We start from the raw sequence: 14,270 nt of genomic DNA, 5'->3' as shown, positions 1-14,270 counted from the left end.
GATTCCGCTGTTGAATCCGGCCGGGCGCCAATTCGATTGACTCCTTGCGCGCCGTTAGCTTTATATTAGAACATATCATGAACAAATGAGCCAGCCGCTGGTTCTCTTTTTGAGAGCCACCGGCAATCACCTCTGAAGGAGCGGCGTATATGAGCGGCGCACGTCAAAGCGCGCTTGCGACCTTGCGCGGCCAGATCGAGCGCATCGAGACGGCGGAGGTCGTGTACGAGCACGGGCGCGTCGCGCTCGGCCATGGCGAGATCGACAGCGTGCTGAAGGGCGGGCTCGCGCGTGCGGCGATCCACGAGGTGTTTTGCGAAGGGCGTCAGGGCGCGGCCGCGACGGGTTTTGTCATGGGCCTCGCAGGGCGCGTCTCGGCACGTCGGCCGCTGCTGTGGGTGCGGCAGGATTTTTCGGAGATAGAGACCGGCGCGCTGTCGATGAGCGGGCTCGCCGAGCTCGGCCTCGATCCGTGCCGCGTGGTGACGGTGCGCGCCGCCGATGTCGAGAGCGCGCTGCGCACCTCGGCCGATGCGCTCGCCTGCGATGCGCTCGGCGCGGTCGTGCTCGAGCTCTGGGGCGAGACCAGGCAGTTCGACCTCGTGGCGAGCCGCAAGCTGACGCTGGCTGCGCAGGGCTCCGGCGTCACCGGCCTGATGCTGCGCATGGCGGCGCAGCCGCTGCCTTCGACCGCGGAGACGCGATGGATGCTGCGCGCGGCGCATTCACCGCCGGGGGCCGCCTGGAGTGCCTGGGGCGCGCCGCGCTTCGATGCCGAGCTGTTGCGCAATCGTCATGGCCAATGTGGCCGGTGGATCATGGAATGGAATTGTGATGAGTGCCAGTTCAGTGAACCCTCGACGTATCCTCAGCCTGTGGCTGCCGCGCCTGCCCATCGACCGCATCCAGCGGTTCATTGGCAGCGCCGGGCTGGGTAAGAATAATAATGATCCGAGCATTGTCGTCATCAAGGACAACAATGCGCTGGTGATCCATGCGCTCGACGAGGCCGCCGGGCATCTGGGCCTGTATATCGGTCAGCCGCTCGCGAATGCGCGGGCGATGTGCCCGGACTTGAAAGTGTTCGATGCCGATGTCGTGGCCGATGCCAAGACGCTCAGCGACATCGCCGACTGGTGCGACCGTTTCACGCCGCTGGTGGCGCTGGATGCGCCGCACGGGCTGTTCCTCGACATCACCGGTTGCGCGCATCTGTTCGGCGGCGAGGCCGCGTTGCTGCAGACGCTGGTCCGTGCGCTCGGCCGGCAGGGCTTTGCCGTCAGCGCGGCAATTGCCGGCACCTCGATTTGCGCGCGCACGCTGACGCGGCAGGCCTCCGGCACCATCGTTGCCGATGGCGGGGAGGCGGAGGCGATCGACCGGTTTCCGGTGTCCGCGCTCGGTGCGGGCGAGGTCATCACCACCGGCCTGCGCCGCGCCGGGCTGAAGAGCATCGGCGATGTCGCCTCGCGCTCGCCGAGCGAAATCACGGCGCGGTTCGGCGCGCGGTTCTCCACGCTGCTCGCGCATGCGCTGGGGCAGGGCGATGCGCCGATCAATCCGCGAAAACCGCTGCCCGACTATATTGTCGAGAAGCGCTTTGCCGAGCCGATCGCGACCGACACCATGATCGCGATGACGCTGTCGCGCCTTGCGGATACGCTGATCGCCTCCATGGAGAAGCAGGGCAAGGGGGCGCGGCGTCTCGAAGCTGCCTTCTTCCGCACCGACGGCGTCGTGCGCGCGATCGTGGTCGAGACCGGGCGTCCGGTGACGCGAAGCGCGGTGATCGACCGCCTGTTCCGCGAGCGCCTCGATGCGCTGGCCGATCCCCTCGATCCCGGCTTCGGCTTCGACATGGTGCGCCTGTCGGCGAGCCGCACCGAGATCGTGGTGCAGGAGCAGCGTGATCTCGACGCCCATGCCCACGACAATGACGAGCTCGCCGCATTGATCGACCGCATCGCCGCGCGCATCGGCGGCAAGCGCGTGATCGTGCACCTGCCCGAGGATACCCATATCCCCGAGCAGGCGGTGCTGGCCGCGCCCGCGCAGCACCATCTCGCGGCTGCCATGCAGGCCGAATGGCCTGTTCGCACCGAGAGCGAGCCGCCGCTGCGCCCCTTGCGGCTGTTCGAGAAGCCCGAGCCGATCAAGGTGCCGTTCGCGACCGTGCCCGACGGCCCGCCGCATCAATTCACCTGGCGCCGCGCGCTGCATGCGGTGGTGCGGGTGGAAGGGCCCGAGCGCATCGCGATGGAATGGTGGCGGCAGGACGGCAAGCAGCTGACGCGGGACTATTTCCGCATCGAGGATGCCGAGGGCCTGCGCTTCTGGATCTTTCGCGACGGTCTCTACGAGGGGGAAGTGTTCGACGGCGACGGCAGTCCTGCCTCTCCCGGCTGGTATGTGCACGGTCTCTTCGCATGACTGCGCCCTCTTATGCCGAGATCGGCATCACCACCAATTTCTCCTTCCTGCGCGGCGGTTCGGATCCGCGCGCCTATGTGCATCAGGCCAGTGCCTTGGAGATTCCGGTGATCGGCATTGCCGATCACAACACGCTCGCCGGCGTGGTGCGGGCCTGGAGTGAGCTCGACAACAAGGAGGTGCTGCACAAGCCGAAGCTGCTGATCGGCACGCGCATCGTCTTCATCGATGGCACGCCCGACATCCTTGTCTATCCGCACGACCGCGCGGCCTATGGCCGGCTCTGCCAGCTCCTCACAAGGGGCAAGCGCGGCGACGACATCACGCGGATCGAGAAGGGCGAGTGTCATCTCAGGTTTGCCGATCTCCTGGAGTTCTCGCAAGGCCAGCTCCTGGTCCTGACGCTGCCGCATCGCTTCGAGCAGGAGCAGGCGCTGGATATCCTCGCAAGGCTCAAAGCCAGCCGCGCCGAAGGCGTATGGCTGGCGGCAAGCCTGCTCTATCGCGGCGACGACCGGCGGCGCCTAGCCCGGCTCGACGATCTCGCGGCAACAGCAGGGGTGCCGATGCTAGCGACCAACGAGGTGCTCTATCACGATCCCGGCCGCCGTCCGCTTCAGGACGTGCTCACCTGCATCCGGGAGAAGACCACCATCGAGGCTGTGGGGCGGAAGCTCGAGGCCAATGCCGAACGCTTTTTGAAGACGCCGCGCGAGATGGCACGGCTGTTCCGCGATTTCCCAGAGGCGATCGCGGAGACCATGCGCTTTGCGGACAGAATCGACTTCACGCTCGACCAGCTCAAATACCAGTATCCGGACGAGCCGGTGCCGCCGGGCAAGACCGCGCAGGGACATCTGGAGGATCTGACCTGGGCGGGTGTCGACAAATACTTCGGCGGCGAGATCGACGACAAGCTGCGTGCCACCCTGAAGAAAGAGCTCGCATTGATCGCCGAGCTCAAATACGCGCATTACTTCCTCACCGTGCACGACATCGTCCACTACGCGCGCAGCCAGAACATTTTGTGCCAGGGCCGCGGCTCGGCGGCGAATTCGGCCGTCTGCTACGTGCTTGGTATCACCTCGGTCGATCCCACCAAGGTCGACCTGCTGTTCGAGCGCTTCATCTCCAAGGAGCGGCTGGAGCCGCCCGACATCGACGTCGATTTCGAGCATTCGCGGCGCGAGGAGGTGATGCAATATGTCTATCGTCGCTATGGCCGTCACCGCGCCGCGATTATCGCGACCGTCATCCATTATCGTCCGCGCAGCGCCATCCGCGACGTCGGCAAGGCGCTGGGCCTGACGGAAGACGTCACCGCCGCGCTCGCCGACACGGTCTGGGGCAGCTGGGGCAAGGGCCTCAACGACATGCAGGTCAGGCAGGCCGGGCTCGATCCGCAAAATCCCATGATCAACCTCGCGGTCGAGCTTGCGACCGAACTGATCGAATTCCCGCGCCATCTCTCCCAGCATGTCGGCGGCTATGTGCTGACCCAGGACCGGCTCGACACCTATGTGCCGATCGGCAACGCCGCGATGGACGACCGCACTTTCATCGAATGGGACAAGGACGATGTCGATGCGCTTCATATGATGAAGGTCGACGTGCTCGCCCTGGGCATGCTGACCTGCATCAGGAAGTGTTTCGATCTGATCGTCGACCACAAGGGTAAGCGTTACGTGCTGGCAAGCGTCCCGCAGGACGACCCGAAGGTCTACGACATGCTGTGCGCAGGGGAGTCGCTCGGCGTGTTCCAGGTCGAGAGCCGCGCCCAGATGAACATGCTGCCGCGCCTCAAGCCGCGGACGTTCTACGATCTCGTCATCGAAGTCGCGATCGTGCGGCCGGGGCCGATCCAGGGCGACATGGTGCATCCGTACCTGCGCCGCCGGAACCGGCTCGAGAAGGTGAGCTATCCCTCGCCGTCACCCGAGCATGGGCCCGCCGACGAGCTCTACAAGGTGCTGCACAAGACGCTGGGCGTTCCGCTGTTCCAGGAGCAGGCCATGCGGATCGCGATCGAAGCCGCGCATTTCACGTCAGAAGAAGCCAACGGTCTGCGCCGCTCGATGGCGACGTTCCGCAATGTCGGCACCATCGGCCAGTACGAGGAAAAGCTGATCGGCAACATGGTGGCACGCGGCTACGATCCCAATTTTGCGAGAAGCTGCTTTGACCAGATCAAGGGGTTTGGCTCCTACGGTTTTCCGGAGAGCCATGCCGCGAGCTTCGCTCAGCTTGTCTATATCTCCTCATGGCTGAAGCATTACCATCCGGATGCGTTCTGCTGCGGCCTCCTGAACTCGCAGCCGATGGGATTTTACGCTCCGGCGCAGATCGTCAGCGATGCCCGCAAGAATGATGTCGAGGTCCGCGATATCGACGTGTCCTGCAGCTTTGCACAGAACACGCTGGAGCAGGGCAGCGGCAAATACTGCGCCGTGCGTCTCGGCTTCCGCCAGATCGACGGCTTTCATTGGATCGACAAGGATGAGGAGAGGCTCAAGGAAGAGCAGGCAACCCGGCAAGGCAGTAGATATATCCGCCCGGATGATTGGGCCGACCGCATCGTCGCTGCCCGCAATCGCCGTCCCTTCACCTCGCTCGAGGATTTCGCCCGCGACACCGGCCTGCCCAAGCGCGCGCTGATCCTGCTCGCGGATGCCGATGCGTTCCGCTCGCTCGGGCTCGACCGCCGCGAGGCGTTGTGGCAGGTGCGACGGCTGCCTGACGATGTGCCGCTGCCGTTGTTCGAAGCCGCGACCGCGCGTGAGCAGCCGGATGAAGGTGCAGAGCCGCTGCCGGTGATGCCGCGGTCCGAGCAGGTGGTCGCGGACTACCAGACCATCCGGCTGTCGCTGAAAGGCCACCCGATGGAATTCTTGCGCGAGATGTTTACGCGCGAGCGCATCGTCCCCTGCAGGGAGATCAGCCACGAGAACGAGCGGCGCCGCGTCCGCTGCGCCGGCGTGGTGCTGGTGCGGCAGCGGCCGGGCAGCGCCAGCGGCGTCGTGTTCATGACGCTGGAGGACGAGACCGGCATCGCCAACGTCGTGGTGTGGCCCAAGATCATGGAGCAGTACCGCAAGGAGGTGATGGGCGCGCGCCTGATCGAGGTGCAGGGCTATATCCAGAGCAGCCCCGAGAAGGTGACGCACCTCATCGCCCAGCGCATGATCGACCGCTCGCACGATCTCGTCGGCCTTGCCAACGACGCGCTCGGCGGCAAGCATCCGGTGCCGGCAGGCGCCACCGTCGTGGAGCCGCTCAACGAAGACCCCCGCGCGCTCGCGGACATGCCCGCGCAGAAAATCCGCCACCCCCGCAACGTCCGCATCCTGCCGCCGTCGCGGGATTTTCATTGAGTGTTTTGACGCCGGCGGCGCACCACGGCTCGCAATGACAAGTTTGTCGAAGCGATCGCGCGCCTCACCCTCAGTCGTCATGCCCGGGCTTGACCCGGGCATCCACGTCTTTCCACGAGCGCAGCAGCGCGTGGATGGCCGGGTCAAGCCCGGCCATGACGGCAGAGAGAGCCCGTCAAGCCAGCTCCCTCAAAAATTAACCCGGTTCGAGATCGCCCCGTCCACGACGAGATTGGATCCCGTGGTGAATCCCGACACCGGGCTCGCCAGAAACACCGCTGCGCTCGCGATCTCCTGCGGCGTCGCCATGCGGCCCGTCGGGTTGCGCTTCATCGCGTCGTTGTAGCGATCGGGCATGTTCTTCTCGACCATCTCCCAGACGCCGCCCTTGAAATAGACGGTGCCGGGCGAGACCACGTTGACGCGGATCTTCTTCTTCGCATATTGCCGCGCCAGTCCCTTGGCCATGTGGATCAGCGCCGCCTTGATCGGGCCGTAGGAGCTGGCCGTGTCGGCCTGCGCCGCGGAGATCGACGAGATGATCACGAAGGCCGCATCGCCGCTGCTCGCGCCGCTCGCTTCGAGAAACGGCCGCGCGGCATCGAACGCATGCACGGCGCCGAGCACGTCGAGCCGGAAATTCTGCTCCCAGGACGCGGGATCGCCGCCCTGCGCCATCGCGCCGGCATTGGAGAACAGCATGTCGACGCCGCCGAGCTCCTTTGCGGCCGTCTCGACCCAGGATTTCAGCGCCGCGCCGTCGGTGACGTCGACCGGGCTGCCGGTGGCGCGGATCCCGCTCGCCTTCAACTCGGCAACGGTGGCCGCGACCTGATCCGCGTTGCGGGCGCACACCGCGACATTGCTGCCTTCACCGGCCAGCGTCGCCGCAATCGCCCGCCCGATGCCGCGCGTACCGCCGAGCACGACGGCGTTCCTGCCTTTGAGACCGAGATCCATTTTGGTTTTCCTTGTTGTTGGTGCAATGAGTGTAACTGTTTCAGAAGACCCGCAGAAGCCTCCACATCGTCATTGCGAGCCAACGGGTCCGCGCGTAGCGCGGCCCGATGACAGGCTCCGCGAAGCAATCCAGAAATGCATCTGCGGAAACAGTCCGGATTGCTTCGTCGCAAGGGCTCCTCGCAATGACGTGGAGAGAGGCGGGGCCCCCTTCACTCCGGCGACGCACCCACCGGCGGGCCGCCGGGCGGCCGGTGCAGGAAGGTTAGCGAGGCATAGGCGCCGGCCCAGGAGCCTATTGCCGCGAAAGCGACATAGAACGGGTTCTCGGTGTAGCTGATCACGGCGTAGGAGGAGAGCATGTACCAGACCGCGCTCCAGTTCGCCGCCGACATGCGCTTGCGCGCGATCACGGCCGAGGTGAACATGACATAGACCGCGTCTGTGGCCGCCGTTGCGATGAACACGGCACCTGCGGTGAGAGGATCGATGGCGGCCATTGCATGTCCTTATGTGCTAATAGGATGCCGAAGGCTAAAGGGAGAGAAGGGTCATGCAAAGCCCCGCCGGCATTCTTAGGGATATCTGGACCTCCGCCGGCGGCGACGCGGCCGCGCTCGAACGCGTGCAGCTGACCGGCGAGGAGCCGCAAATCCCGTCCTCTTTTCGGGTCGCTGTTGCCGGCCAAGCCACGATCGCCGCCGCAGGGCTTGCCGCCGCGGAGATCTGGCGGCTGCGCAGCGGCGAGATACAGAACGTCGCCGTCGATATGCGCCACGCCGTCGCCGAATGCCGCTCCGAGCGTTATCTGCGCCTCGACGACAAGCCGCCGCCTCCGGCCTGGGACGCCATCGCCGGCGTCTACAGGACGGGCGATGGCCGCTTCGTCCGCTGCCACACCAATTTCCCGCATCACCGCGACGCCGTGTGCAAGGTGCTTGCTTGCGAGGCGGAACGCGAGAAAGTGCAGGCCGCGCTGATGCAATGGAAGGGCGAGGATTTCGAGACTGCGGCTTATGCCGCGGGTGGCGTCGTTGCCTTGATGCGCTCCTACGACGAATGGTCGGCGTTGCCGCAGGCGCGCGCGCTCGCCGAGCTGCCGCTGATCTCGATCGAGAAGATCGGCGATGCTCCGCCAAGGCCGTGGCCGCAAGGATTTTCGAACAGCGATCGTCCGCTCGCGGGTCTTCGCGTGCTCGATCTCTCCCGCGTCATCGCAGGTCCCGTGGCGGGCCGCACGCTCGCTGCGCACGGTGCGGACGTGCTGCTGGTGTCGGGCCCCGAGCTGCCCGCCATTCCCTGGCTCACCATCGATACCGGACGCGGCAAGCTCACCACGTTCATCGAGCTCAAAAGTGAGGCGGGCAGGGCGCAATTGCGCGCGCTGCTGGGGGATGCCGACATCTTCTCGCAGGGCTATCGGCCGCGCGCGCTCGCCTCCCTCGGCTTTGCACCCGAGGAGGTCGCCGCGATCAGTCCCGGCATCGTCTATGTCACGCTGTCGGCCTACGGTCATGCCGGCCCCTGGGCGGAACGGCGCGGCTTTGACTCGCTGGTGCAGACCACGACCGGCTTCAACCATTCCGAGGGACAGGCCGCGGGCATCGACGGCCCCAGGGAGTTGCCGGCGCAGATGCTCGACCACGCCACCGGCTATCTGATGGCGTTCGGCGCGATGATGGCTAGGGTGCGCCAGGCGCGCGAAGGCGGCAGCTGGCACGTACGCGTGTCGCTGGCGCAGACCGGTCGCTGGCTGTGGAATCTCGGACGGCTCGACGGTGGACTGCATACCCCGGATCTTACGGGTGAGGCCGTACATGCTGCGTTCATCGAGAGCATGCCATCTGGCTTCGGCACGTTGAAGGCGGTGCAGCATTCCGCACTGCTGTCGAAGACGCCGGCGCGATGGAGCCGTCCGGCGATGCCGCTCGGCAGCCATCCGGCACAGTGGCCGGCTCGAAACTGACGTGAAGCTGACGCGTCGCAAAATTTTAACGCAAAGGGAAAGGCGCGAGGCGTTTTTTAGGTTGTTTGAAATCGCAATTCGGCACTATTAGCGCGACCGACAAGGCAGGCGTCTGCCGAGATCGTCGCAGACACGACCGGGCCCCATGGTAGTTGAAAATACCAAGCGATTGCAGGTGCTTACAAAACAGCGGGTGATTACATCCGTAGTTTTACTAGCTCTTGCCGGTGCCGGCGCCTATGGCTTCCTCTATGCGGGAGCCAAGGAAAAGAGCCACTCCGAGATCTCCAGCCAGTCGCGCAGGAACGCGCAGAGTTTCACGCCGACGGCGTCCGAGTGGGCGACGCTGACCATCGAGCCGGTCAAGGCCAGGACCTTCCGCGCTGAATATGTCACCGAGGGCAAGGTCGCGGTCGACGAGGATCGCTCGACGCCGGTGTTCTCGCCCTATGCGGGCCGGGTCACCAAGCTGCTGGCCAAGCCCGGCGAGACCCTGACCCAAGGTCAACCGCTGTTCACAATCGAGGCCGCCGACACCGTGCAGGCCCAGAACGATTTCATCGCGGCGATGACCGCGCAGAACAAGGCGAAGTCCGCGATCGACCTCGCCGACATCCAGTTCAAGCGGGCCAAGGATCTCTACGAGGGCCACGCCATTCCGCTGAAGGACTATCAGCAGGCGGAAGCAACCCAGGTCCAGGCGCAGAACGACATGCGCTCCTCGATGACGGCGCTGGAGGCCGCGCGCAACAAGCTGCGCATCCTCGGCTTCACCGACGAGGCGATCAAGACGTTCCAGGAGAAGGGCACGATCAATCGGGAGATCACGATCTATTCGCCGATCTCCGGCACCGTCGTGCAGCGCAAGATCGGGCCGGGCCAGTACGTCAATGCCGGCGCCAGCGATCCGGTGTTCGTGATCGGCGATCTCTCCACGGTCTGGCTCACCGCCTTCGTGCGTGAGAGCGATGCGGCCGCGGTGTGCATCGGCCAGGACATCATGGTCAACGTGATGGCGCTGCCGGGCCGCCCGCTCACCGCGAAGATCAACTACGTCGCCGCCGCGATCGATCCCAACACCCGCCGCCTGCTGGTGCGCGCCACCATCGACAACAAGGACGGCGTGCTCAAGCCGGAGATGTTCGCCAACGTCACGATCTATTCGGCCGGCGACCGCGCCGCGCCGGCGGTGCCCAAGCAGGCTCTCATCTATGAAGCCGACAAGGTCCGCCTCTGGGTCGCGCGCGAGGACAAGTCCGTCGAGCTGCGCGAGATCAAGATCGGCCTCATCAACGGCAACCTCGTCGAAGTCACCAGCAATCTGAAACCCGGCGAGCAGATCGTCGTCAAGGGCAGCCTGTTCATCGACCGCGCGGCGTCCGGCAGCTGATCGACGACCCAAAAAACAAGACAAGCTGAAGACCTGAATGGATCGCCTCGTCGCCCTTGCCGTCAATCGGCGCTTCCTGATGGTCGGCATGTTCGTCGCCGTGCTGATCGGCGGCCTGATTGCGTTCAACCAGCTCAACATCGAGGCCTATCCCGATCCGACCCCGCCGATGGTCGATATCGTGACGCAGAGCCCGGGCCTGTCGGCCGAGGAGATCGAGCGCTACATCACGATCCCGATCGAGACCCAGGTCGCGGGTCTGAAGAACATCACGACCATCCGCACCATCTCGCTCTACGGTCTCTCCGACGTCAAAATCCAGTTCTCCTTCGCCTACACTTATGACGAGGCGCAGCAGCAGGTCCTGAACCGCCTGGCGCAGCTGGCGCCGCTGCCCGGCAACGTGCAGCCGCAGATCTCGCCGCTTAGTCCGATCGGCGAAATCTTCCGCTATCGCCTGGTCGGCCCGCCGAACTATAGCGTGCTCGACCTCAAGACCATTCAGGACTGGGTCCTGCAGCGCCGCTTCCGCGCCGTGCCCGGCGTGATCGACGTCACCGGCTGGGGCGGCAAGAGCAAGACCTACGAGCTCCAGGTCGACAACAACAAGCTGGTCGCCAACGGCCTGACGCTGCCGCAAGTGCTCCAGGCGGTCGGCAACTCCAACGTCAATGTCGGCGGCAACACCGTCAATATCGGCCAGCAATCGGCCGTGGTGCGCGGCGTCGGTTTGATCCGCTCGATCGACGATCTCGCCAACACCATGATCGCCCAGACCAACGGCAATCCGGTGCTGGTCAAGGACGTTGCCACCGTCACCGTCGGGCAGAGACCCCGTCTCGGCATCGCCGGTCTCGACGATTCCGACGACATCGTGCAGGGCATCGTGCTGATGCGCCGCGGCGAGCAGAGCTCGCCGACCATCAAGCGCGTCCACCAGCTCGTTCAGACCATCAACAATTCCAGCATCCTGCCGCCGGGCGTGCGCATCGAGCGCATCTACGATCGCGGCGACCTGATCGAGCTCACCACGCACACCGTCCTGCACAACATGGTGGTCGGCATCCTGCTGATCGTGCTGCTGCAATGGATATTCCTAGGCGATTTGCGCAGCGCGCTGATCGTCGGCGCCACCATTCCGTTCGCGCTGTTCTTCGCGGTGATCATTCTGGTGCTGCGCGGGGAATCGGCGAACCTGCTGTCGGTCGGCGCGATCGACTTCGGCCTGATCGTCGATGCCACGGTCATCATGGTGGAGGCGATCTTCCGCCGGCTGACGCAGACGACGCCGGTGTCGGAAACCGAGCACATGTCGAACGAGACGCTGTTCGGCATGAAGAGCCACGCCATCCTCAGCGCCGCCGCCGACGTGTCGCGCTCGATCTTCTTCGCCGCCGCCATCATCATCGCGGCCTTCCTGCCTCTGTTCACGCTCTCCGGCGTCGAGGGCAACATCTTCGGGCCGATGGCGCGCACTTATGCCTATGCGCTCGCCGGCGGCCTGCTTGCCACCTTCACCGTCACCCCGGCGCTGTCGGCCATCATCCTGCCCGCGCATGTCGAGGAGACCGAGACAAAGGTGATGCTGATCCTGCACCGGCTCTACATGCCGGTGCTGAACTGGGCCGTCGCCAACCGCGGCATCGTGCTCGGGGCCGCAGTCGGTCTCGTGCTGATGACGGTCGCGCTCAGCCGGCTGCTCGGCCTCGAATTCCTGCCGAAGCTGGAGGAGGGCAACCTCTGGATCCGCGCCACGCTGCCGCCGACCATCTCGCTCCAGGAAGGCAACAGCTACGTCAACGAGATGCGCAAGGTGATCCGCGCCCGGCCCGAGGTCGAGTCCGTGGTCTCGCAGCACGGCCGTCCCGATGACGGCACGGACGCCGCCGGCTTCTTCAACGCCGAGTTCTTCGCCCCGCTCAAGCCCGCCAGCCAGTGGCCGGGCACCCACGACAAGGAAGAGCTGACCGCGCAGCTGCTCAAGCAGCTCGACGATCGCTTCCCCGGCGTCGAATTCAACTTCTCGCAATATCTCCAGGACAACGTCTCCGAAGCCGTCTCGGGCGTGAAGGGCGAGAACTCGATCAAGCTGTTCGGCAGCGACCTCCAGGCGCTCACCGACACGGCCAACAAGATCAAGCAGGTGCTCTCGACCGTGCAGGGCGTCACCGACCTTGCGGTATTCACTTCGCTCGGGCAGCCGACCATCCAGATCGACATCGACCGCGCCAAGGCGGCGCGCTACGGCCTTGCGCCCGGCGACATCAACGCCACCATCAAGGTCGCGATCGGCGGCGACACCGCGGGCGATCTCTATGAGCCGGGCTCCGACCGCCATTTCCCGATCATCGTGCGGCTCGCGCCGGAATATCGCAGGAGCGCGGAGGCGATCCAGAATCTACGCATCGGCGCGCCCGGCCCGAACGGCACCGTCACGCAGATTCCGCTCAGCGAAGTCGCCAATATCAGCCTCGTCTCCGGCGCGGCCTATATCTATCGCGAGCAGCAGGAGCGCTATCTGCCGATCAAGTTCTCGGTGCGCGAGCGCGACCTCGGCAGCGCGATCCGGGAGGCGCAGCAGAAGATCGCCGACCAGGTGCAATTGCCAGCCGGCTCGCACATGGAATGGGTCGGCGAGTTCGGCAATCTCCAGGACGCGATCCGGCGGCTGTCGATCGTGGTGCCGATCTCGCTGGCGCTGATCGGCGTCCTGCTCTGGTTCAATTTCGGCTCGATGACCGACACGCTGCTGGCCATGAGCGTGATTCCGATGGCGATCTTCGGCGGCGTGCTGGGCCTGTTGATCACCGGCACGGCCTTCAGCGTGTCGGCGGCGATCGGCTTCATCGCGCTGTTCGGCATCGCGGTGATGGACGGCATCATCATCCTGTCGCAGTTCAACCAGCTGATCGAAGAGGGCATGGACCGTATGAGCGCGGTGATCCGCACCGGCGAGCTTCAGCTCCGGCCCGTGCTGATGACCTGCGTGGTCGCAGGCGTCGGCCTGCTGCCGGCGGCGCTGTCCGAAGGCATCGGCTCCCAGGTGCAGAAGCCGCTCGCCGTCGTCGTCGTCACCGGCATGATGCTGGCACCGGTCGTCATCCTGGTGACGCTGCCGGTGCTGATCTCCTTCTTCTCGCGCCGGGCGCGCTGACCGTCAGAAGCCGTAGAGTCGCGCCGGGTTGTCGACCAGGATCCTCTTGCGCACGTCCGCATCCGGCGCCCACACCGGAAGCTGGTTGAGAAGGCGTCCGTCGTCGATCTGGTAGAGCGGTGCGATGTCGGTGGCCTTGCGTCCCTCGACGCGGCTCGAATCCGGATGCGGCCAGTCGGTGCCCCAGACGATGCGATCGGGATTGGCCGCGATCAGGGCCTGCGCGTACGGCACCATGTCCTGATAATCGGGTGCGAGCTTCGAGGACCGGTAGGCGCCGGAGATCTTCACATAGGCCTTGCCGGACTTCACAAGCGCGACGAGATCGGAGAAGCCCGGCTGCTCCAGGCCGCGCTCGGCTTCGAGGCCGCCGAAATGGTCGAACACGACCGGCACCGGCGCCGTCTCGACGAGATCCTTGATCGCCGTGATCATGGCCAGCGTGGTGTAGAGCTGCACGTGCCAGCCGCGCGCCTTCATGCGCTCGACCGCGGCGGTGAAGCGCGGCCGGCCGACATTGGGATCATTGACGCCGCCGGTCGCCAGATTAAGGCGGACGCCGCGGAAGCCGTCCTGATGCATGGTGTCGAGCGCGCTCTCCGGGGTCTTGTCGTCGATCACGGCGACGCCGCGCGCGTTCGCACCGCGGGCCTTCATGCCGAACAAGGTCGACGAATTGTCGGTGCCGTAGACGCTGGGGGTGACGATCACGACGCGTTCCATATGCAGCGCCTTGTGCAGCGCGGCCATCTCCTCGGGCGAGGCCGGCTCGGGCGTGTAGACGCGCCCGGCGAAGAACGGAAACTTCTCGACATCGCCGTGGATATGGGTGTGGCAATCGCAGGCATGTTCCGGGACGTCGAAATTGACCGGCGTCGCTGGCTGCGCCGCGCGGGCGTGGGCTCTGTTGGTCATGGCTACTCCGGCGGCGAGGGAGGCAAGCAGGACGCTGCGGCGGTTGAGCACGATTTCTCTCCCTGATTTTGTTGATTGGTAGCA

Annotated in this window: 9 protein-coding genes; 6 read left to right on the top strand and 3 right to left on the bottom strand. The window is 65.3% G+C overall.

The features are described from left to right. The first annotated feature begins 149 nt into the window (after positions 1 to 149). Genes JQ617_RS27220 through JQ617_RS27210 form a run of 3 tightly spaced genes read left to right on the top strand, consistent with a single transcriptional unit; the run spans position 150 to position 5,801 of the window. The gene (locus JQ617_RS27220; protein WP_212028990.1) at positions 150 to 938 is read left to right on the top strand and encodes an ImuA family protein; all 789 of its coding nucleotides are present in this window, start codon (positions 150 to 152) and stop codon (positions 936 to 938) included. Beyond that, positions 835 to 2,430 carry a Y-family DNA polymerase gene (locus tag JQ617_RS27215; RefSeq protein WP_212028989.1) on the top strand — a complete coding sequence of 532 codons (1,596 nt, stop codon included), beginning with the start codon at positions 835 to 837 and terminating at the stop codon, positions 2,428 to 2,430. The genes JQ617_RS27220 and JQ617_RS27215 overlap by 104 nt, the downstream gene beginning before the upstream one ends. Then, positions 2,427 to 5,801 carry an error-prone DNA polymerase gene (locus tag JQ617_RS27210; protein ID WP_212028988.1) on the top strand — a complete coding sequence of 1,125 codons (3,375 nt, stop codon included), beginning with the start codon at positions 2,427 to 2,429 and terminating at the stop codon, positions 5,799 to 5,801. Before JQ617_RS27215 ends, JQ617_RS27210 begins: the two co-directional genes overlap by 4 nt. Positions 5,802 to 5,990: 189 nt before the next feature. Here JQ617_RS27210 and JQ617_RS27205 read toward each other — a convergent pair whose 3' ends face one another. After that, positions 5,991 to 6,761 (bottom strand): SDR family NAD(P)-dependent oxidoreductase, encoded by a 771-nt coding sequence (locus tag JQ617_RS27205; protein WP_063690985.1) that lies wholly within the window; start codon positions 6,759 to 6,761, stop codon positions 5,991 to 5,993. Positions 6,762 to 6,973: 212 nt separating this feature from the next. Beyond that, positions 6,974 to 7,261, bottom strand: a complete 288-nt coding sequence (locus tag JQ617_RS27200; protein WP_018647989.1) for a hypothetical protein — start codon at positions 7,259 to 7,261, stop codon at positions 6,974 to 6,976. Positions 7,262 to 7,314: 53 nt separating this feature from the next. Here JQ617_RS27200 and JQ617_RS27195 point away from each other — a divergent pair, with 53 nt between their 5' ends. From JQ617_RS27195 to JQ617_RS27185, 3 genes are all read left to right on the top strand, one after another. Next, positions 7,315 to 8,727: a CoA transferase gene (locus JQ617_RS27195; protein WP_212028987.1), complete on the top strand. Its 1,413-nt coding sequence runs from the start codon at positions 7,315 to 7,317 to the stop codon at positions 8,725 to 8,727. 145 nt (positions 8,728 to 8,872) lie between these two features. Further along, a complete protein-coding gene (locus tag JQ617_RS27190) occupies positions 8,873 to 10,117 on the top strand; it encodes an efflux RND transporter periplasmic adaptor subunit (protein ID WP_212028986.1) in 1,245 nt (414 codons plus the stop codon). Positions 10,118 to 10,154: 37 nt separating this feature from the next. Further along, entirely contained in the window at positions 10,155 to 13,271 is a 3,117-nt protein-coding gene (locus JQ617_RS27185; RefSeq protein ID WP_212028985.1) for an efflux RND transporter permease subunit, read from the top strand. A 3-nt stretch (positions 13,272 to 13,274) separates the two neighbouring features. Here the strand turns inward: JQ617_RS27185 and JQ617_RS27180 are convergent, their stop codons facing one another. Continuing rightward, positions 13,275 to 14,237, bottom strand: coding sequence for an amidohydrolase family protein (locus JQ617_RS27180; protein WP_212028984.1), 963 nt, complete (start codon positions 14,235 to 14,237; stop codon positions 13,275 to 13,277). Positions 14,238 to 14,270 lie beyond the last annotated feature (33 nt).

It is taken from the genome of Bradyrhizobium sp. KB893862 SZCCT0404 (assembly GCF_018130885.1).
GTDB lineage: Bacteria > Pseudomonadota > Alphaproteobacteria > Rhizobiales > Xanthobacteraceae > Bradyrhizobium > Bradyrhizobium stylosanthis.
Note: the sequence above shows the minus strand (reverse complement) of the source record. Positions and strands in the feature narration are given on the sequence as shown.